General features: G+C 70.8%; 22 protein-coding genes. 7 read left to right on the top strand and 15 right to left on the bottom strand.

Annotated features, from left to right (window positions below; genetic code table 11):
• The first annotated feature begins 61 nt into the window (after positions 1–61).
• The 3 genes from DA085_RS19285 to DA085_RS19275 all read left to right on the top strand — a co-directional run bounded on the left by DA085_RS19285 (position 62) and on the right by DA085_RS19275 (position 2796).
• On the top strand, positions 62–1408 hold the full coding sequence (locus DA085_RS19285; protein ID WP_109474618.1) for an aminotransferase class I/II-fold pyridoxal phosphate-dependent enzyme: 1347 nt from the start codon (positions 62–64) through the stop codon (positions 1406–1408).
• A gap of 119 nt (positions 1409–1527) precedes the next feature.
• Entirely contained in the window at positions 1528–2322 is a 795-nt protein-coding gene (locus tag DA085_RS19280) for an enoyl-CoA hydratase (RefSeq protein WP_109474617.1), read from the top strand.
• A 3-nt stretch (positions 2323–2325) separates the two neighbouring features.
• On the top strand, positions 2326–2796 hold the full coding sequence (locus tag DA085_RS19275; RefSeq protein WP_109474616.1) for a TIGR00725 family protein: 471 nt from the start codon (positions 2326–2328) through the stop codon (positions 2794–2796).
• On the opposite strand, the gene DA085_RS19270 is transcribed toward DA085_RS19275, so the two are convergent.
• Positions 2787–3203, bottom strand: coding sequence for a YccF domain-containing protein (locus tag DA085_RS19270; protein ID WP_109474615.1), 417 nt, complete (start codon positions 3201–3203; stop codon positions 2787–2789). The two genes, DA085_RS19275 and DA085_RS19270, sit on opposite strands and share 10 nt — an antisense overlap.
• 99 nt (positions 3204–3302) lie before the next feature.
• Here DA085_RS19270 and DA085_RS19265 point away from each other — a divergent pair, with 99 nt between their 5' ends.
• Positions 3303–3668 carry a PRC-barrel domain-containing protein gene (locus tag DA085_RS19265; RefSeq protein WP_109474614.1) on the top strand — a complete coding sequence of 122 codons (366 nt, stop codon included), beginning with the start codon at positions 3303–3305 and terminating at the stop codon, positions 3666–3668.
• Between the two features lie 21 nt (positions 3669–3689).
• On the opposite strand, the gene DA085_RS19260 is transcribed toward DA085_RS19265, so the two are convergent.
• Positions 3690–4445 carry a DinB family protein gene (locus DA085_RS19260; protein ID WP_109474613.1) on the bottom strand — a complete coding sequence of 252 codons (756 nt, stop codon included), beginning with the start codon at positions 4443–4445 and terminating at the stop codon, positions 3690–3692.
• Positions 4446–4643: 198 nt separating this feature from the next.
• Between DA085_RS19260 and DA085_RS19255 the strand changes: the two genes are divergently transcribed.
• Entirely contained in the window at positions 4644–5003 is a 360-nt protein-coding gene (locus tag DA085_RS19255) for an SPW repeat protein (protein WP_109474612.1), read from the top strand.
• 62 nt (positions 5004–5065) lie between these two features.
• On the top strand, positions 5066–5626 hold the full coding sequence (locus DA085_RS19250) for a TetR/AcrR family transcriptional regulator (protein WP_109474611.1): 561 nt from the start codon (positions 5066–5068) through the stop codon (positions 5624–5626).
• A gap of 54 nt (positions 5627–5680) precedes the next feature.
• Here the strand turns inward: DA085_RS19250 and DA085_RS19245 are convergent, their stop codons facing one another.
• The 8 genes from DA085_RS19245 to DA085_RS19210 are packed head-to-tail and all read right to left on the bottom strand — an operon-like array spanning position 5681 to position 13312.
• The gene (locus tag DA085_RS19245; RefSeq protein WP_109474610.1) at positions 5681–6778 is read right to left on the bottom strand and encodes an ABC transporter substrate-binding protein; all 1098 of its coding nucleotides are present in this window, start codon (positions 6776–6778) and stop codon (positions 5681–5683) included.
• 30 nt (positions 6779–6808) lie between these two features.
• Complete coding sequence (locus DA085_RS19240) at positions 6809–7513, bottom strand: SDR family NAD(P)-dependent oxidoreductase (protein WP_161958575.1); 705 nt, start codon at positions 7511–7513, stop codon at positions 6809–6811.
• Complete coding sequence (locus DA085_RS19235; RefSeq protein ID WP_109474608.1) at positions 7506–8330, bottom strand: polysaccharide deacetylase family protein; 825 nt, start codon at positions 8328–8330, stop codon at positions 7506–7508. Before DA085_RS19235 ends, DA085_RS19240 begins: the two co-directional genes overlap by 8 nt.
• Entirely contained in the window at positions 8327–9745 is a 1419-nt protein-coding gene (locus DA085_RS19230) for an amidase (RefSeq protein WP_161958574.1), read from the bottom strand. Before DA085_RS19230 ends, DA085_RS19235 begins: the two co-directional genes overlap by 4 nt.
• Positions 9745–10527 (bottom strand): SDR family NAD(P)-dependent oxidoreductase, encoded by a 783-nt coding sequence (locus DA085_RS19225; RefSeq protein WP_109474606.1) that lies wholly within the window; start codon positions 10525–10527, stop codon positions 9745–9747. The genes DA085_RS19230 and DA085_RS19225 overlap by 1 nt, the downstream gene beginning before the upstream one ends.
• Positions 10517–11278 carry an ABC transporter permease gene (locus tag DA085_RS19220; RefSeq protein WP_109474605.1) on the bottom strand — a complete coding sequence of 254 codons (762 nt, stop codon included), beginning with the start codon at positions 11276–11278 and terminating at the stop codon, positions 10517–10519. The genes DA085_RS19225 and DA085_RS19220 overlap by 11 nt, the downstream gene beginning before the upstream one ends.
• 16 nt (positions 11279–11294) lie before the next feature.
• Positions 11295–12197: an ABC transporter permease gene (locus tag DA085_RS19215; protein WP_109474604.1), complete on the bottom strand. Its 903-nt coding sequence runs from the start codon at positions 12195–12197 to the stop codon at positions 11295–11297.
• Positions 12194–13312 (bottom strand): ABC transporter ATP-binding protein, encoded by a 1119-nt coding sequence (locus tag DA085_RS19210; RefSeq protein WP_202619326.1) that lies wholly within the window; start codon positions 13310–13312, stop codon positions 12194–12196. Before DA085_RS19210 ends, DA085_RS19215 begins: the two co-directional genes overlap by 4 nt.
• Before the next feature lie 145 nt (positions 13313–13457).
• On the opposite strand from DA085_RS19210, the gene DA085_RS19205 reads away from it, so the two are divergent.
• A complete protein-coding gene (locus tag DA085_RS19205) occupies positions 13458–14192 on the top strand; it encodes a FadR/GntR family transcriptional regulator (RefSeq protein ID WP_161958573.1) in 735 nt (244 codons plus the stop codon).
• Between the two features lie 679 nt (positions 14193–14871).
• Here DA085_RS19205 and DA085_RS19195 read toward each other — a convergent pair.
• From DA085_RS19195 to DA085_RS19175, 5 genes are all read right to left on the bottom strand, one after another.
• On the bottom strand, positions 14872–15546 hold the full coding sequence (locus tag DA085_RS19195; protein ID WP_109474601.1) for a hypothetical protein: 675 nt from the start codon (positions 15544–15546) through the stop codon (positions 14872–14874).
• A gap of 51 nt (positions 15547–15597) precedes the next feature.
• Positions 15598–15855, bottom strand: coding sequence for a type II toxin-antitoxin system RelE family toxin (locus DA085_RS19190; protein ID WP_109474600.1), 258 nt, complete (start codon positions 15853–15855; stop codon positions 15598–15600).
• The gene (locus DA085_RS19185) at positions 15855–16136 is read right to left on the bottom strand and encodes a type II toxin-antitoxin system Phd/YefM family antitoxin (RefSeq protein ID WP_237565617.1); all 282 of its coding nucleotides are present in this window, start codon (positions 16134–16136) and stop codon (positions 15855–15857) included. Before DA085_RS19185 ends, DA085_RS19190 begins: the two co-directional genes overlap by 1 nt.
• A 187-nt stretch (positions 16137–16323) precedes the next feature.
• Positions 16324–17535, bottom strand: coding sequence for an ATP-binding protein (locus DA085_RS19180; protein WP_109474598.1), 1212 nt, complete (start codon positions 17533–17535; stop codon positions 16324–16326).
• Positions 17519–18379 (bottom strand): alpha/beta hydrolase-fold protein, encoded by an 861-nt coding sequence (locus DA085_RS19175; protein WP_161958572.1) that lies wholly within the window; start codon positions 18377–18379, stop codon positions 17519–17521. The genes DA085_RS19180 and DA085_RS19175 overlap by 17 nt, the downstream gene beginning before the upstream one ends.
• Positions 18380–18415 lie beyond the last annotated feature (36 nt).

Genomic DNA, 18415 nt, shown 5'->3' with positions numbered 1-18415 from the left:
TTTATGTTCAGTCGTGCATGATTACAATACGATCGAATGTTACTGAACATAAGGGGATTCCATGACGCGGGACGCTGAGGAGGCCGCCCCGGCCGCCTGGCTGGCAGCGCAGATCGAGGAGGCCAGTGCGGCGGGCATCGCGGCGACGGTGTCCCGACTGATCCGCGACGGCACGCTGGAGGCGGGCACGAGGCTGCCCACGGTCCGCGATCTGGCACCGCGGCTCCACGTCGGTCCGGGCACCGTCTCGGCCGCCTGGCGGGCCCTGCGCGAGCAGCGGTTCGTCGAGGGCGGGGGCCGCGGCGGGATGCGCGTGGCCGGCAGCGTGGGCGGCCCGAGTCCGTTGCGCTACACCAACATCACGAGGTACTGGAGCCCGGACACCCTCAACCTGTCCCGCGCCGTGCCGGACCCCGCGCTGCTGCCGGACCTGGCGCCCGCGCTGCAGCACGCCCTCACCGACCCCAAGCTCCACTCCTACGAGGTGGACCCGATCACCGCGTCCCTGCAGGCCGCGGCCGCGTCGACCTGGCCGTTCCCGGCCGAGGCGTGGCTGTGCAGCCGCGGCGGCTACGACGGCCTGCTCGGCCTCATCTCGACCTCGGTCGTGGCCGGCGAGACGGTGGCGATCGAGGAGCCTGCGACGCCCCGGCTCCTCGACATCCTCGACCACGTCGGAGCGCGCGTGCTGCCGGTCGCGCTCGATGACGACGGGCCGGTCCCCGAGCGGCTCGCCGCGGCCCTGCGCCACAAGCCCGTGGCCTTCATCTACGAACCGCGCAACTCCTCCTGGGCGGGCGCGACGGTCACGCCGACCCGGCAGGCCGAGCTCGCGCAGCTGCTCGAGCACGAGAACCTCCTCGTCATCGAGGACGACGCCTGGGGCACGCTGAGCGCCGAGCCCTACCACGGCGTCGGGGCCCTCCTGCCCCACAAGACGGTGATGGTCCGCAGCTACTCCAAGTCCCACTCCCCGGACCTGCGGATCGGCGTCGTCGGGGGGGCCGCCTCCCCCATCGAACGCGTGCGGGTGTTCCGGCAGTTCGGCGACGGGTGGACGAGCCGGATCCTGCAGGACGCCCTCGCCTGGCTGCTGACCGACCCGGAGAGCCAGGCGACGGTCACCCGGGCCTCCGAGGTCTACACGGAGCGCCGCCAACGGTTCGCGGCCCTGCTCCGGGAGCGCGGGCTGGAGGTGCACGGCGGGGACAACCTCGCCCTGTGGGTGCCCGTCCGCAACGAGCACCAGGCGATGCTCGTCATGGCCTCCCACGGCATCGCCACGATCGCCAGCAGCGCGAGCTGGTCCGGCAGAGGGCCCGAGGGCGTGCGCGTGGTGACCGCCCACCACGTGCCGGAGCTGGAGAAGGTCGCCGACGTCATCGCCCTGGCGGCGCAGGCACACTGACCCGCTGCGTCCGTATGCCGTCGCGCCGGCCGGGTGCCAGGGGCCGGCTGACCGGGGGCCTGCCCGGTCTGCGCGTCCGTGCGTAGGCTGGCACGGACCGCCGCCGAAAGGATCCACCGATGACCACCACCGTCGCCGCCCCCACCGTGCTCACCGAGATCGACGCCGAGGCCCGCGTCGCGACGGTGACGCTCAACCGCCCCGAGAAGCGCAACGCCCTCTCCCTGGCGCTGATGAGCGAGCTGATCGAGGTGCTGCGCGGGCTCGGCTCCCGCCGGGACGTCTCGGTCGTGATCCTGGCCGGGGCGGGTCCGGCCTTCAGCGCCGGCCACGACCTCGGGGAGATGACCGGCCGCAGCGTCGAGGAGTACCGCGAGATCTTCGACCGCTGCTGCGAGCTGATGGAGCTGGTCCAGTCCATCCCGCAGCCGGTCATCGCCCAGGTGCAGGGCATCGCCACCGCCGCCGGCTGCCAGCTCGCGGCCACCTGCGACCTGGTCGTCGCCGAGGAGGGGGCCCGCTTCGGCACGCCGGGTGTGAAGATCGGCCTGTTCTGCTCCACCCCGATGGTCGCGATCAGCCGCGTCGTGGGCCAGAAGCGCGCCATGCAGCTGCTCCTCACCGGTGTCCCGATCGACGCGCCGACCGCCGCCGACTGGGGCCTGGTCAACGAGGTCGTCCCCGCCGACCGGCTCGCCTCGCGCACCCGTGAGCTGGCCGGGCAGATCGCCGCCGCGAGCTCGGTGGTCACGGGCATCGGCAAGGAGGCGTTCTACGCCCAGATCTCCCGGGACCAGCACTCGGCCTACGACTACGCCAAGACGGTCATGACGATGAATGCCCTCGCCGCCGACGCCCAGGAGGGCATCTGCGCGTTCCTGGAGAAGCGGCAGCCCACCTGGTCGGACCGTTAGGACGTGTCACGCACAGCGCAGTATGTCGGCGTGGTCGGGCCCGGCTCCGACGTCACCGAGGAGGTGCTCGCCGAGGCGGCGGAGGTCGGCCGCCTGCTCGCCATCGCCGGGTGCATCGTGGTCACCGGCGGCCTGGGCGGCGTCATGGAGGCCACCTCGAGAGGTGCCTCGGTCGCTGGCGGGGTGACTGTCGGCATACTGCCCGGTGCGGTGCGGGACGAGGGGAACGAGCACCTGACGATCGCCCTGCCCACCGGGATGGGTGAGATGCGCAACGCCCTGCTCGTCCGCACCTGTGACGCGATCATCTGCGTCGGCGGCAGCTGGGGCACGCTCAGCGAGGTCGCCCTCGCGGTGCGGACCGGCGTCCCGGTCGTGATGGTCCGCGGCTGGGACCTGCCCGAGGGTCCCCTCCCCGCACCGGACGCCAGCGCGGCGGTGGAGCTCGCCCTCACGCTCCTGGATCAGCGCTGAGGCTGGGGCACCGCGAACCGGTCGTGGTGTGCGCGGGCTACCGGCACGACCTCCTGACCCAGGGGGAGCAGCGCCAGCGGCACCATCTTCCAGCAGGCGATGCCGAACGGGATCCCCACGATGGTGAGACAGAGGAACAGCCCGGCCAGCAGGTGACCGATCGCCAGCTCCCAGCCCAGCAGCAGGATCCAGATGATGTTCCCCACCACCGACCAGAAGCCCGCATCGCGCCGCCAGACGGCCGTCCGCCCGAACGGCCAGACGACGAAGCCGGCCAACCGGAACGAGGCGATGCCGAACGGGATGGTGATGATCAGCACGCACGCGAAGAGGCCGGCGACCAGATAGAGCAGCGCGAGCCACCAGCCGGCCAGGAGGAACCACAGGACGTTGCCGAGGGTGCGCACGCCCCGAGCCTAACGATCCGACCGGCGGACGGTGTTGCGCACCGACCCGGAGAGTGGTTGCGTTGAGCGGGTCAGCCCCCTGAACGGGAGGAGCAAGCCATGATCACCAAGGAGCAGCTCCACGACCTCATCGCCAACCAGGCGGAGGTGGAGGACAACCACGGCCGGACGGTGGGCCGCATCGGCCGGATGTTCTTCGACGAGAGCACCGGGGACCTGGAGTGGGTCACCGTGCAGACGGGCCTGTATGCCGGCCACGAGACCTACGTCCCGCTCCGGGGGGCCGAGATGGACGGGGAGAGCGACCCGCCGCGGTTGAGGGTCGGGTTCGGCAAGGGCCTCATCGAGGACGCACCCCTGGTCGCGGAGGAGTACATCTCCCACCACGAGCACCACCTCTCGGCTGCGCAGGAGAAGCAGCTCTACGCCTACTACCGGTACGACACGCACGGCAGCGACGACTGACGCCCCCTCGGGTGCCGACGCTCAGCCGGGGCGCGCCTCGAGCGCGTCGAGGTCGCGCACCGCGTACCTGTGGTGCTCCCATTCCTCCTCGAGGATCGTGTGCAGGCAGGACAGGACCGTCTCCGCGTGCTGCGGCGCCCAGGGGTTGGTGCGCGGTTCTGCCAGGACGGCCGGGGTCACCTGCCCGAGGAAGTCGCGCACCATCCTGACTCGCTCGGACCTGGCGCGGAGCACGTCCGGGTAGCTCGGGGCCTCCGTCGTGAAGGGCGACAGGTCAAGCCCGTCCTCCTCCGCCCCGGCGTTGGCCAGGCCGAGCGGGTGGTAGGGCTGCTCCGCCCGCAGGACGGCTTTGCCGAGCCAGGTGTCCGTGGCCATGACCAGGTGGCGCAGTGTCTGGCTGAACGACCACTCGCCGGCCACCGACTCCTCGACCGTGCCCTCCGGCATACCGGCGACGCGGGCGAGCGTGCCCTCCCAGGTCTGCTCGAGGGCGGCCCACGCGGACCGCAGCCCCTCGGGGTCGCTCGCGCGCCGTTGTGCGCGGCCCGGGAACCGGTCGTTCAGCGCCGCGTCCACCAGGGGCACGATGTCGACGCCGTTGACGAGCAGGGAGCCGTCGCCCTCCGTCAGCCACGGTGAGTCGAGCTCGATCCCGGCGATCTCGCTGCCCCGCACCACGACGCCGGTCAGGTCACTGTCGCGGAAGCGCGCACCCCTGAGGTTCGCGCCGACGAACTCGGCCCCCTCGAGGTCATCAGATCGGCCGAACGTCGTCATGAGCTCTCCTCCGTGGTCCCGGAACGCCCGTGTGGACCCGGCCCCGGCGGCGCGCCGTCCGTCGCGGTCGTCCGCTCCGACACTAGCGACGAGACCTGCTCACCGCACCTCTTGACCGGGCGGTCAATCAGGCCGGAGAATAAGAGCACCCGCCTCCAGGACGGTCGACGGGTACCGGCTCAGAGATGGAGGTTTGCCATGAAGAAGTGGACACGATGGCAGGACTGGGCGGCGCTGCTGGCTGGCGCCTACGCAGCCCTCGCACCGCTGTGGACCGAGACGACCACCAGGGCGACCTGGACGATGGTCGCGCTGGGAGTTCTCACCGCAGCAGTCTCACTGTGGTCGCTGGCGACGCCGGACGACCGCAACTCCGAGATCGCCCACGTCGTGCTGGGCGCGCTCTTCGTCATCTCACCGTGGGTGATGGGCTTCAGCGACATGATGCCGATGGCCTGGACGGCCTGGATCGTCGGCGCCGTCGCCATCATCGCCGGCGGCCTGGCTCTGCCGGAGAGCAACCGGCTGCACCGGGAGCACCACGCCGTGGCGCACTGACGCCCGCACTGCCGGCGGACCGGCCCGGTCCGCCGGCACACCCGGGCGCTGAGAGGAGAGCTATGGCCCAGGACCGTCGCACGTCGATCCTCGATGCCGCCGAGCGGCTCTTCGCCGAGTCCGGCTTCGACGCCACCCCGACCGCCCGGGTCGCCGCGGAGGCGAAGGTGCCCAAGGGTCTGGTCTTCTACTACTTCCCGCACAAGATCGACCTGCTGCTCGCGCTGGTCACCGAGCGGCTGCCGACGCACGGCCCGGACGAGGCCGACCGGGTCGTCGAGCCCGGCGACGCGACCACCTCTCTGATCCGCCTCGATGAGCACGTCGGCCTCGCCGAGCACGCCTCGGCGACCCTCCGCACGATCCTGTTCCGCGAGGCAGGGACCCACCCGGAGGTCGGCAAGCACCTCCGGCACCTCCGCCAGAACCTCGTCGCCCTCACCGAGAACGTGCTCGACCGCACCGTCGGCGTGGTCCTGGACCCCGGGCTGCGTCGGGACGCCGCGCACACCTTTGTCGCGGCGATGCTCGACCGGGCGAACACCGTGCGGACCGGTGAGGTCGCTCCGGACCTCGCCGGCGTGGCACGCGTGGTGTCGATGGCGCTGCAGCCGGCCCGCTAGACCACCGGCCCGACGACGCGGCGGCGCTGCCCGACCGCGTCGTCGACGCCTGCCTCAGTTCGCGATCTCGGACTGCCAGCGGGTGACCCAGTCGGCCAGGTTCTCGGCGATCGCCTGGTTGTCGAGGGCGACCAGCTGCTCGATCGCCTCCGTGCCGTAGGGGATGTAGTTCTCGTCCAGGAAGGCCTGGTCGAGCTCGACCGTGCTGTTGGTCGGGCCCTCGGCGATCGTGGTGATGAACTTCTTGTTCACCTCCGCGGAGATCTGGAAGTCGATGTAGTTGTGGGCCAGGTCGAGCTGGGAGGTGCCCTTGGGGATGCACATCGAGGACAGGATGGCCATCGCCCCCTCCTCCGGTGTCACGAACGCCACGGGCGCGCCCTGGCGCTTGAGGGAGCTGAGCCGGTCGGCGTACCAGGGGCCGAGCCACGCCTCCCCGCTCGAGAGCAGCCGGCTCATCTCGTCCGGGGTGTTGTAGATCGCGGCCAGGTTGGGCTTGAGCTTGGCGACCGCCTCGAACCCCGGGTCGATCTCCGTCTCGCTCCCGCCGTGGATCCGGGCCATCTGCGCGAGGAACTGGTAGCCGGCGGTGCCCGAGACGTTGCTGATCGCGACCCGGCCCTCGTACTCCTTGTCCCACAGCTGCTTCCACGACGTCGGCGGGGTCTTGACGTGCTCGGTGTTGTAGGCGATCCCGGTCATCGAGACCAGCTCGGCCACCCAGTAGCCCTCCTCGTCGACGGCGAGCGGGTACATCTCGCCCAGGCTGGGGATCTTGGCCCGGTCCATGGGCTGCAGCAGTCCTGCGGCCCTGGCCTGGTAGATCGGGACGAGGTCCATGTAGGCCACGTCGAGAGCCGGCTTGCCCTCGGGGGACGAGCGCAGCTGGGTCAGCGCCTCGCTCGAGATGGCGGTGGTGACGCTGACCTGTGCGTCGAACTTCTCCTGGAAGGGGTCGACAACGACACTCTGGACGGCCTCCTGGAAGGTGCCGCCGAAGCTGTTGATCTTCAGGACGTTCTGGGCACCTCCGTTGGCGGCGCCCTCACCGCCGGAGCGGGCACAGGCGCCGAGCGAGCCGGCCAGGCCTACGCCCATCAGGGCCAGACTGCTGGCCTTCAGGAAACCGCGGCGGTCAAGGTGGGGATACATCGGTGACTCCAATCGGGGTGGGGGTGGGGGTCAGTGCATCGTGCGGCCGCCGTCGACGGCCAGGGTCGAGCCGGTGACGAAGCCAGTGCGCGGTGAGGCCAGGAAGCTGATCGCCGCCGCGATCTCGTCGGGGGTCGCGGACCGGCCCAGGACGTTGCGCTCGCCCGGGACCCCCGCATCCACCGGCTCGCGTTGCGAGCGGACCAGGTCGTTGAGCGGGCTGTCGACCGGTCCGGGAGCCACGCAGTTGACGCGGATCCCCCGCCCGGCAAGGTCGAGGGCCAGGGAGCGGGTCAGACCCACGACGGCGTGCTTGGAGGCCACGTAGGCCGCCATGCCCGGGGCCGGTCGCAGCCCCGCCCCGGATGCGACATTGACGACGGACGCCCCCTCCGGCATGAGCGGCGCCAGGTGCTTGGTCATCAGCCAGGCGCCGGTGACATTGACGGCAAAGGCGTCGTTCCACTCGGCCACCGTGCAGGCGAGGCCGTCCCCGACCGGCGCGACGCCGGCGCTGTTGACCAGCACGTCGCACCGGCCGTGGGTGCGACGGACGTGGTTGGCGAAGGCCACCACGGAGGTCTCGTCGGTGATGTCGACCGACACCGCGTCGCCGGGTGCCAGATCGGCCACGACCACGTCGGCACCCTCGTGCCGCAGGGCCGTGCACACCGCCGCCCCGATGGCCCCCAGGCCTCCGGTGACGACCGCGATCCGGCGACCCGGGTCAGGCACGGCCGACACCGGCATGACCGTCGGTCAGTCGCGGGCGCACCCGCTCCGCATACCCCGCGCAGCCGAGGAACTCGCCGGTGCCGGCCTCCTGGATGTGGCGGATGGTCTGCTCGAGGACCCACAGCCGTGAGGGGCGGCCCACGACCTGCGGGTGCATGCCCAGCATGAAGTGGGTGTCGTCCTCCTGGCTGATGCCGTCGTACTCCAGCGTCCAGGTCTCCAGCACGGCGCTGGGCGCCGACATGCTCCTGCCCGGCAGCCGGTTGCTGTAGAGGAAGAAGGGTGCGTCGTCCAGCGCCCAGGCGAACGGCAGCTCGACGATCTCGGTCGTCCGGTCACCGTCGGCCAGGAAGTGGGCCGAGTCCGAGCCGAACAGGTTGCTGGAGAAGTCGAACCCGAACTGCTCCATGAGTCCCACCGTGTGCGGCGTCAGCTCCCCGGCAGGTGAGCGCCAGCCCCGCGGCTCGCGGCCCGTCGCGGAGACGATCGCGTCCCAGCCGCGCTGGAACTCCTCGGCCTCCTGCTCGGCCGTCAGCGTCTCGGACCAGGCGTGGGAGTAGGAGTGGTGCTCGATCTCGATCCCGGCCTCGAGGATGCTCTCCACGGCGGCCGGGTAGCGCTCGACGACGAGACCCGGGATGAAGAAGGTGGCGGCCACCTCGTAGCGCTCGAGGAGGGACAGGATGCGGGGCAGGCCGACGTTCGGTCCGTAGTGTCCCTGGGAGAGCCAGACGGGCCGGTTGGTCGACTCCGGGTCCCGGGCCGTCCACAGGGTCTCGGCGTCCATGTCGAAGGTGAGCAGGACCGGCGTGGTCACGGGGTGACTCCTTCTGTCAGGGTGGATCGGGCTGGCAGCCCGACGGGGGCGGTGCCGTCCTGGAACTGCCTGGCCAGGTCCAGCAGCATCGGCTCGGACCCGGGCCGACCGATGAGCTGCAGGCCCACGGGCAGCGAGCGCACCGTCCCGCAGGGCACCGTGACCGCGGGGAAGCCGGTGTAGTTCATGAGGAAGGTGAAGGCGACGAAGCCCCGACGGGCGTCCTCGGGGAGTGCCTCCGGCCCCTCGGGGACCGGAGGCGCCACGAACGCCAGGGTGGGCGTCAGCAGTGCGTCGTGCCCCTCGAGCAGGCCCAGCAGGTGCTCGGTGGCGACCAGCTGCGTCTCCAGGGCGCGGGAGTATGCCGCACCGCTCACCTGGGTGCCCCGCTGGAAGTGGTGCCGGGCATAGCCGGTCAGCTGCTCCCTGGTCCCCGGGTCGGTGAGCAGGTCGCCACCACCCGTGGAGATACGGTCCGCCTGCATCATCACGTAAAAGTCGTCGCTGAACCGCGACGAGTCGAGGCTGACGGGCTCCGCCGTGAGGGAGTGTCCGGTCTCTGCCGCGAACCGGCGGACGCCGGCCGAGACGTGGCTGACCACGTCGGTCTCGGCCCCGGGCACGCCGCTGTCGCCGACCCACCGCAGCCGAGCCGGCCGGTCCTGCGGCCACGGCTCCGCGAGGACGCCGGTGGGGCTGAGTCCCCGCGACACGGGGTCACTGTCGGAGGGGCCGGCCATGACGGCCAGCACCGCGGCCGCGTCGTCCACCGTGGTGGTGACCGGGCCGGAGGACGAGAAGCGCCGGGTGCCGATGAAACCACCGCGTGGGACCGTGCCCCGGGAGGGCAGGATGCCGACCAGCCCGCACAGTGCCGAGGGGATGCGCGTCGAGCCACCACCGTCGCTGGCGACTGCGAAGGGCACCATGCCGGCGGCGACCGCCGCAGCGGAGCCGCCGCTGGACCCGCCGGTCGTGCGGCTCGGGTCCCACGGGTTGCGCGACTCGGGCTGGAGGTCGTTCACCGTGCGGATGTAGATCGCGAACTCGGGGGTGTTGGTCTTGCCGACCAGCACCGCACCCGCGGCCCGCAGCCTGGCCACCACAATGGCGTCCCGGTCCGGCACGTTGTCGGCGAAGGCCCGGGAGCCGTAGGTCGTGCGCACACCCTTCGTCTCATAGAGGTCCTTCACCCCGAACGGCACGCCGCACAACGGGCCCGGCTCCTCCCCGGCCGCCAGGCGGGCGTCCAGCTGGTCGGCCTGCGCCAGGGCCTCGTCGGCACAGACCGTGAGGAACGCGTGCAACGGTCCGTCGCGCTCCTCGATGCGCCGCAACGCCTCCTCCACGACCGCACGCACCGTCGTGCTCCGTTCGGCGACCGCGCGACGGATGCCCAGGACCGTCCACTCCATCAGGACCAGCCTCCCCAGATCGACCATCCACCATCGACGGCGAGCACCTGCCCGGTCACGTAGGACGCGTCGCCGGACAGCAGGAACGCCACGGCGGTGCCGATCTCGCCCGCCTCGCCGAAGCGCCCGAGCGGTGTGCGCTCCAGCACCGCCTCGGGGTCCAGGAGGCCGCGCTCAAAGTTCCGCTGCACCAACGGGGTGCGGATGGTGCCCGGCGAGATGGCGTTGACCCGCACCCCGGACGCGGCCCACTCGGCGGCCAGGCCCCGTGTGAGACCCTCCAGGGCGGCCTTGGCCGTGCCGTATGCCGTGCGGCCGGGGAGGGCACGGGTGGCCGCGACCGAGGACATCACCACCATCGCGCCGCGGGCGGCGGCCAGGTGCGGCCCCGCCTCCCGCGCCAGGCGCACAGCCGTGTCGAGGTGCACCGACAGCACGGTGTGCCAGTCGTCGTCGGTCAGGTCCGCAAAAGGCTTCGTGAGCCCCGACCCGGCGTTGCTGACGACCGCGTCGAGCCGACCGAAACTGTCGGTCGCGCACCCGACGAGACGCCGCGGCATACCCTCCTCGCGGACGTCACCCACCACGGCGGCGACCCGGGCACCCGCCGCCTCCACCTCGGCCCGGGCCGACTCGAGCTCGGGACCGTCGTCGAGGCCGTGCAGCACGAGGTCGTAGCCCCGCGCCGCGAGCACGGCGGCCGTGCCGCGCCCGATGCCGGAGGAGGACCCGGTCACCACGGCGACCTTGCGCTCGGGGCCGGTCGTGGGGTCAGCGGTCATCGGAGTCCTTCGGGGAGCGCATGGTGAGCGCCACGAGCACGAAGCTGATCGCGATCAGCACGGTCGAGACGGCGGCGATGGTGGGGTCGTTGGAGTACTGCACGTAGGTGAAGATCGTCACCGGCAGGGTCTCGAACGAGGGGCCGGTGAGGAACAGGGTGACCACGGCCTCGTCGAAGGAGATGACGAAGGCGAAGACCAGCCCGCTCATCGCGCTGCCCAGCACCGAGGGCAGGGTGACTGTGAGGAAGGCCCGCAACCTGCTGGCCCCCAGCGACATCGCGGCATCTTCCAGGTGCGGGTCCATGTCCCGGAACCCCGCCAGCACCGACCGGATGACGAAGGGTGAGGCGATGATGACGTGGCCGAGGAGCCCACCGACGAAGGTGCCGCGGTAGCCCAGCGCCGACAGCACGAAGAGCAGGCCGAGCCCGAAGACGACCGCTGGCAGCATCAGGGGCGAGAGGAACACCTGCTCCAGCAGCGTGGCGGTCCGACCCGGGTGCCGGGCGATGGCGTAGGACGCGGGGATGCTGACCAGGGCGCAGATCGCGGCGACCGCCAGCGCCAGCTGCAGGCTGGTGAGGAAGGAGTCGACGAAGGTGCTGTTCCGGGCCGCCGCGCCGTACCACTCCAGGGAGAACCCCTCGGGCGGGAAGGCGAGGTAGCCGGTCGCGGTGAACGAGCTGGCCACCACGACGGCGAGCGGCGCGACGATGAAGGCGAGGACGGCCAGCACGGTCGCCCACATCGCCACCCTGACGGGCCTAGTTCCGGGAGCCACGGCCCATCACCACCGAGTTCAGGAGCAGGATCAGGAAGGTGATCGCCAGGAGCACCAGGCCCAGCGCCGAGGCCAGCGGCCAGTTCTGTGCCGAGGTGGCCTGGGTGTAGATGACCGTGACCAGGGTGTTGACCCGCCCGCCACCCAGCAGCTGGGGTGTGACCAGTGCGCTCATGCTCGTGACGAAGGTGAGCACCATGCCGGCGGCCAGCCCGTTGCGGGTCTGCGGGAGCGTGACCTTGAAGAAGACGCCGAGCGGACCGGAGCCGAGGGAGGTGGCAGCCTCCTCGGTCCGCCGGTCGATTCTGGCCAGGGCCGCGACCAGGCTCAGCGCCATGAACGGCATGTAGGTGTGGACCAGGCCGATGACCACACCCAGCGGGGTGAATAGCAGCTGCACGGGGATCCCGAGCGAGTCCAGCACCCCCTGGAGGAACCCCTCCCGGCTCAGCAGCACCGTCCAGCCGAAGGTCTTCACCACGACGCTGGTGAGCATCGGCATCAGGGTCAGCGCCATCAGGATGCCGCGCAGCCGCCGCGGTCCACGCGTGATCGCCAGCGCCAGGGGGTAGCAGATCAGGATCGACACCAGGGTCGTGACGAGCGCCAGGAGCAGGGTCCGCACCAGCAGGTCGCGGTAGACCTCGGTGCCCAAGATCGCCGAGAACTGCTCGGTCGACCAGGCCGGGATCTGCCCGACGGCGGACTCGAACCGGTCGAAGGCGAACCTGCCGACCGTGAGGAGCGGGTAGGCAAAACCGAAGGCGAAGACGAGGAGCAGCGGGGTCAGCAGGAGCAGGAAGGTGCCGCGACCCACCGGCTGGTAGGCCGATCCCTTCGCCTTCCGTGAGCCCGCCCGCGACGCGTCGGGGACCACCGCCGTCATGTGTCACCGCCCGGCACGAGCACCGCCACCTCCGGGCTGTAACCGAGCGTGACGACGGACTCCTGCGCCGGAGCCGGCGTCGAGCCCGGCAGATCCACCGTCAGCACCACCCCGGCCGTCTCGACCTCGGCCACCAGGCTGCTGCCGTAGTAGAACGTGTCCACCACCCGGCCCTGCAGCCGCGGACCGTCCTCGGTCCCGGACACGAGGTGCAGGTCCTCGGGACGCACGAGCAGCTGGGCCGACTCCCCCGCCACGGCCTGGCCCCGGCCGGGGAGCGTGCCGGCCGCCGTGCGCACCCACGCCAGACCGCCGTCGGACCGCTCGACGGTGCCCGGGATCAGGTTGGCCTCTCCGACGAACCGGGCCATGAAGGGCGTGGCCGGCGTGGTGTACAGCTCGCGGGGAGTCCCGAGCTGCTCGATCCGCCCACCGCGCAGCACGGCGATCCGGTCGGCCATCCCGAACGCCTCCTGGCGGTCGTGGGTGACCATGATGGCGGTCGTGCCGGTGCGCTGCTGCAGCCGCCGGATCTCCTCACCGACATCCCGTCGCAGGTTCGCATCGAGGTTGGACAGCGGTTCGTCCAGGAGCAGGACCTCCGGTCCCATCGCCAGCGCCCGGGCCAGGGCCACCCGCTGCTGCTGACCGCCTGAGAGACGCGCCGGCTTCTTGTGCCCCTGGCCGTCGAGGCGGACCAGCTCGAGCAGCTCCGTCACCCGGGTGCGGACCTGCTCGCGCCGGGTGCCCTGCACCTTCAGGGGGTAGGCGATGTTCTGCTCGACCGTCAGGTGCGGGAAGAGGGCATAGCTCTGGAAGACGAGGCCGATGCCGCGCTTGTTGGGGGCGGTTCGCGTGACGTCCTTGCCGTCCAGGCGCACCCGACCGGAGTCGGGTGTGAGGAAGCCGGCCAGGATGCGCAGCGCCGTGGTCTTGCCGCTGCCACTGGGACCGAGCAGCGCCACGAGCTCGCCCCGCGTGACCTGCAGGCTGAAGTCGTGAAGGACCTGGTGAGCCCCGTAGCTCTGGGTCACTCCGTCGAACTCGACGACGACAGCGCCTGCGCCCGTGTCGGGCCGCCCGGGCTCCGCCCGCTGTTCCGAGATCTGACTCAACCTTCGGCTCCATCACATCGTTGTCCGGTGAGCTACTGGTCAGACCAGTAGTCGAAGTCGTGCCAGTTTCGTGGCAGAGTGATCCCTTGTCAACCCCTCCGACGGCAAGGAAGCCGTGGGCGGCAGGGTCCGGAAGGAGTCGCGGGTGTTCCAAGAGGTGGAGCGATCACGGGCGTATGAGCAGGTCGTGGAGCAGATCGAGCAGGCCATCCACGAGCAACGCCTGCGCCCCGGGGACCACCTGCCGTCCGAGCGCAACCTCGTCGCGCAGTTCGGGGTCGGACGCTCCACGATCCGGGAGGCGCTGCGCGTCCTCGAGAGCCTGGGCCTGGTCGAGACCGTCCACGGCAGCCCGAAGGGACCGCGCGTCTCGAGCTCGACCGCCGGCCTGCGTCGCGCCCTGATCGGTGCGGTCAAGCTGGAGCAGACCGGACTGGTGGACCTGGTGCAGTACCGCATGATGACCGGCTCCACGGCCAACCGGCTCGCGGCACGGCTGCGCACCGAGGAGGACCTCCTCGAGATGGAGGCGAGCCTGCGCGGGATGCAAGACTCCTCCACGTCGCCGGAGGAGTTCGCCCGCAACGACTGGAGCTTCCACGCCGCCATCGCCCGGGCCTCGGGCAACGTCATGCTCAGCGTGATCGGGCGGGTCGTCGAGCAGGCCATCGAGGAGCTGGTCGCGACCCGGGTGGCCACGGCCACGGAGGGCGCCGAGGCGACCCGGGCCCAGTTCATCGCCGTGCACGAGGAGATCCTGCAGCGGATCCGGGACGGCGACGGGGACGAGGCGGCACGCCTGTCCCGCGCCACCCTCTACGAGGTCTATGCGCCGATGCTCCCCGAGGACGAGCGCGAGCGGTTGCGGCTGCTGCTCTGACCACGCCACGGCCGTGCGAGGCGATCGAGGCGGGTGGCGACCGGCTCGGCGGCGTGGTCATCACCCACGCCCAGTGGGACCACTGCTTCGCCCTCGAGTCGCTGGCGGGCCTGCCCGCCCATGCGCACCCGACAGCCATCGAGGGGCTCCGCGAACACGGCGAGGCACAGCGGTCTGCTGTTCTCGGGATGGCGGGACCGGAGACCACCGCGCCACTGTGCGAACTGACCATCACCCTGCCCGACGTGGCGATGGCTCGACCGCTGACGCTGCACGTCGGGAGCCGTGAGGTCGCGAGCGTCTCGAGCACCACCGGACGCTGTTCACGCAGTCGTCGGAATCCGCACCCTGAGGTGCCGAAGGCAGCCTTGACCCCGCCCGTCGGAACCAGTGGAGGCCGAGGTCGGTGACCGCGGACGTCACGCAGAGTTGGATCACGTCTCCATGACTGTCAGCGATGAAGCGTCATACCACCCAGCAGATCAGCGCTCGTTGGACCAGATGAAGGGCGGCGCATCCGCCCGCATATACCGAGTGTCGGACGTGCTCCTTCGGGCTCCGATGTCGTCTTGGAGCCGCCAAGCGTTCTTCGAGCCGGCTATTTCACGCTCTGAGAACGATGCGCGGCTCCAAGACGACATCCGCGCCGCCCACACGGTCGTATCCGCATCTGCCGCGCTCAGGCTCGTGACAGTCTCTCGGTGAGTTTCAGGACGTCGGCAGCGACGGTTGCTGGGTCGAAGAGGAAGTGCAGGTGACCGCCGGCGACCACCGTGTACGGCCACCCGCTTTTCTGCGCGAAGGCGAGCTCCTCCGCATAGGTACTCCCGAAGGCCAAGTAGGCGTTGGGTGCATCAACCCACCCTTGGGGCGCAACTATCTGAGCGTCGAAGTAACTCACCGGCAGCCGGGGACAGTCACGATCGAGCTCGTCGAACCTGTCCGCCGGGATGACACCGTCCAGGTCCTCAAGGGACCACCAACGGGTCCAAGGCGGGAGCTGGCCGTCATCACTAGCCAGGCTCGAGATGTGGTCGCGGAACTGGCTCGGCGCGAGGAGTGTTGGCCCGGACTCCGGAGGAAGTGCGGCGTCCATGAAGATCACGCGCCCGCCCCTGCCCGCAAGGTCCCTGACCGCGGGTGCGAGGTAGCCGGCGTTGCTGTGGGCAATCAGGGTCGCGCCTGGGCCCGCCAACGCTGCCCAGGTCCGTACGAGGGTCCTGGCGTCAGCGGCCTCCCCGGATGTAACCGACGCCACCGTGACGTCGGCGCCTGCCTGCACCAGTGACGCGGCAAGCCCGCCATAGGCCGACACCGGCAGCAGCGGGCTGGGCAACAGGAGGGCGCTCTCCACAACTCGACTCTACGTCCCTCAGGAACGTCCTGAGCTGCCGCGGACGGTATGTCACCGATAGACGTCAGCGCGGTGCTCGATAGCGGTGATGGTGACGCGCGTGTCGATCCGGTAGATGATCCGGTAGTCGCCGCGGCGTGCGCTGTGGAGCCCCTCAAGATTGAGGCGCAACGCTTTGCCGACGCGTTGGGGGTTACTGGCCAGGGGGCCGTAGATGAACTCGATGGCCGCCGTCGCGACCTTCTCGGGAAGTCGCTGGAGTGCGCGCTTTGCGGTAGGGGTCCACGCGACCTCGTACGCGTTGGCCATCAGTCGCGCAGCGTCCCGAGGATCTCTTCCTTGCCCAGAACCTCCGCTTCGCCGGCGGCGAGCTCAGTGAGACTGTCCCGGACCTGCGCCATGAGCTTCGGCCGGCTCATGACTTCCAAGGTCTCTTCCAGGGAAGCCAGGTCATCGGTGCTGATGACGACCGCTGCCGGCTTGCCGTGGCGGGTGATGACGACCCTGTCATGCTCACGCTCAACCTGGTCTACGACCTCGGACAGGCGGTTCTTCACATCCCGTAGGGCCATTGCAGCGTCCACACTCATAGCCACAAGTGTAGCCACATTCTGTGAGCCGTCAATGTTCCGCTCTTGCCGCGGCGGGCGCTTGGGTCGTGGCCTCATCCGCGCGAGTTCCACCGCATGCCTCGCAGGGTCCACCCCCGAAGCGCCGATCTGTCGCAGGCAGTCGCGAACTCTTCAGGGTGGCGCAGAATCCCCTGTTGGCAGCGGGTTACGCCTGGGCGCGCAGGTACCGCCCGAAGTGCGGCACGGTGAAGGCGATACGCCCGCGCTCGCCGGAGTAGATCAGGCCCTTCTTCAAGAGCGCGTCGCGAGCCGGTGAGAGCGACTGCGGTTTGCGGTCCAGGTGGGCCGCGACGTCGGCGGTCGGCACCGACTCGACGACGTCGACGGACTCCGGGTCCTCCGCGGCCGCCTGCGCGCCGAGGTCGGCCATGGCGCGCAGGTACTCCCGCTCCCCCGGCGTGGCCCGCTCATAGCGCGACCCGAAGAAGCCGACGGCCAGCTCCTCCTCCGCCTCGGGTGAGGCGACCCGCACGTCCTCGGCGGTGATCGGCGTCTCGGGCGCGTGGTCCCAGACGGCCTTGCCGTAGGCCTGGATGAAGTACGGATACCCACCGGTCGCGGCATACAGGGCGTCGAGAGCCTCCGGCGTGAAGTCGGCGTCCTCGTCCTGGGCCGGCATCCGCAGGGCCTTCTCGGCATTGTCGCGGTCGAGCCGGTCGATCCGGCTGTAGCGGAACAGCCGCTCGGAGTAGGACTTGCTCGCCGAGAGCACCGCGGGCAGGTGCGGCAGACCGGCCCCGACGACGATCACCGGCAGGGCCGACTGGGACAGCTCGTGGCACGCGGCGCAGATCGCCGAGATGTCCTCCGGCGAGAGGTCCTGCATCTCGTCGATGAAGATCGCCACCCCCTTGCCGACGTCCGCGGCGAGCCCACCGACATCGGTGAACAGCTCGACGAGATCGATCTCGATGTCACCGGAGTCGGCTCGTCCCGTGATGGCCGGCACGTCGATGCCGGGGTTCCAGCGGTCCCGCAGCTTCGACCCGGGCTGGTCCTTCTGCGCGAAGGCCTTGATCACGCCGAGGACGTGGTCGACCTCCTCGCCCTGCGGGTGGCCCAGCTCGCGCACCGCCATGTGCAGGGCGGCCGCCGTCGGCCGACGCATCCCCTGGTCGGGGCGTGCCTCGTACTTGCCGGTCCCCCACCGGGACCGCACGGCGGTCGAGCGGAGGGCGTTGAGGAGCACCGTCTTGCCGACCCCGCGCAGACCGGTGAGGATCATCGAGCGCTCCGGTCGCCCCCGCTGGATCCGCTCGAGGACCACGTGGAAGCGGTCGAGCTGCTCGTCGCGGCCGGCGAGCTCGGGCGGGCGCTGCCCGGCACCAGGGGCATAAGGGTTACGGATCGGGTCCACGATCGGAGCGTATCCGGCTATCTAGGGGCTTTCTGATATCTCGGGATACTGCGCGATCGGCGTGTCGGACAGGAACTCCGCGCCCCGGGGCCAGTGGGCCTCGAGGTAGTCCCGGTCGTGACCGCCGTCGTCGAACTGCGTGACGGCCCGGGGCAGCTGGTCGGCGAGCGCCCGGTTGGTCTCGGCAAAGCTGTCGTCGTCGCCGCAGGCCAGCCAGACGGGCAGCCCGCAGCGCGCCGACCCGCTCGAAGAGGTCGTGCCGCGCGAAGTCGTGGGCGTCATCGAAGGCTCCGGGCGCCGCCTCGGCCGCGGAGAGGTAGACCGCGGCGCTCACCGCGGCCACACCCAGGACGCGTTCGCGCGGCAACCGGGTGGCGAGCAGGAGCGCGCCGTAGCCACCCATCGAGAAGCCCGTCAGTCCCACCCGGTCGACGGGCGCACCGGCACGCTCGAGCACGGGCAGCAGGTCGTCGATCACCATCGTGCCGGTGTCGGTGCCGTCCGCTCGGGCGTGCCAGTAGCTGTTGCCACCGTCGACGGCCGCCACGGCGATCCCGAGCCGCTGCGCGGTGCTCGGCGCGAGCGGCGGGTCGAACCACCACCCCGCGTCCCCGCCGTAGCCGTGCAGCGCGATCACCGTCGCGCTGGCCGCCTCGGGCAGCGCCAGCATCCAGCGCGGTTCCACCCCGGGCCAGTGGGCCGTGATCAGCCGGCCCTCCTCGACCGGGGCCAGGTCACCACGGGGCGAGCCGCATCCGGAGAGTCCAGCCGCACCCGCGAGGGCGAGGAGGCCGCCCTCCAGCACCGCCCGGCGCGCGGGGCGAGGAGGCGGGAGCCGGGTCACACGGTCCATTCTGAGCCGACCCGACCCAATCCACCA

It is taken from the genome of Ornithinimicrobium cavernae, from assembly GCF_003121625.1.
GTDB classification, from domain to species: Bacteria; Actinomycetota; Actinomycetes; order Actinomycetales; family Dermatophilaceae; genus Ornithinicoccus; species Ornithinicoccus cavernae.
The sequence above is the reverse complement of the archived record's forward strand: the minus strand, read 5'-3'. Positions and strand labels throughout refer to the sequence as shown.

Excerpts from the sequence above, each read along its gene's own strand:
- DA085_RS19285 (WP_109474618.1), top strand. The coding sequence starts at position 62 with ATGACGCGGGACGCTGAGGAGGCCGCCCCGGCCGCCTGGCTGGCAGCG.
- DA085_RS19245 (WP_109474610.1), bottom strand. The coding sequence starts at position 6,778 with ATGTATCCCCACCTTGACCGCCGCGGTTTCCTGAAGGCCAGCAGTCTG.
- DA085_RS19255 (WP_109474612.1), top strand. The coding sequence starts at position 4,644 with ATGAAGAAGTGGACACGATGGCAGGACTGGGCGGCGCTGCTGGCTGGC.
- DA085_RS19280 (WP_109474617.1), top strand. The coding sequence starts at position 1,528 with ATGACCACCACCGTCGCCGCCCCCACCGTGCTCACCGAGATCGACGCC.
- DA085_RS19250 (WP_109474611.1), top strand. The coding sequence starts at position 5,066 with ATGGCCCAGGACCGTCGCACGTCGATCCTCGATGCCGCCGAGCGGCTC.
- DA085_RS19225 (WP_109474606.1), bottom strand. The coding sequence starts at position 10,527 with ATGACCGCTGACCCCACGACCGGCCCCGAGCGCAAGGTCGCCGTGGTG.
- DA085_RS19215 (WP_109474604.1), bottom strand. The coding sequence starts at position 12,197 with ATGACGGCGGTGGTCCCCGACGCGTCGCGGGCGGGCTCACGGAAGGCG.
- DA085_RS19265 (WP_109474614.1), top strand. The coding sequence starts at position 3,303 with ATGATCACCAAGGAGCAGCTCCACGACCTCATCGCCAACCAGGCGGAG.
- DA085_RS19185 (WP_237565617.1), bottom strand. The coding sequence starts at position 16,136 with ATGAGTGTGGACGCTGCAATGGCCCTACGGGATGTGAAGAACCGCCTG.
- DA085_RS19230 (WP_161958574.1), bottom strand. The coding sequence starts at position 9,745 with ATGGAGTGGACGGTCCTGGGCATCCGTCGCGCGGTCGCCGAACGGAGC.
- DA085_RS19260 (WP_109474613.1), bottom strand. The coding sequence starts at position 4,445 with ATGACGACGTTCGGCCGATCTGATGACCTCGAGGGGGCCGAGTTCGTC.
- DA085_RS19220 (WP_109474605.1), bottom strand. The coding sequence starts at position 11,278 with ATGTGGGCGACCGTGCTGGCCGTCCTCGCCTTCATCGTCGCGCCGCTC.
- DA085_RS19190 (WP_109474600.1), bottom strand. The coding sequence starts at position 15,855 with ATGGCCAACGCGTACGAGGTCGCGTGGACCCCTACCGCAAAGCGCGCA.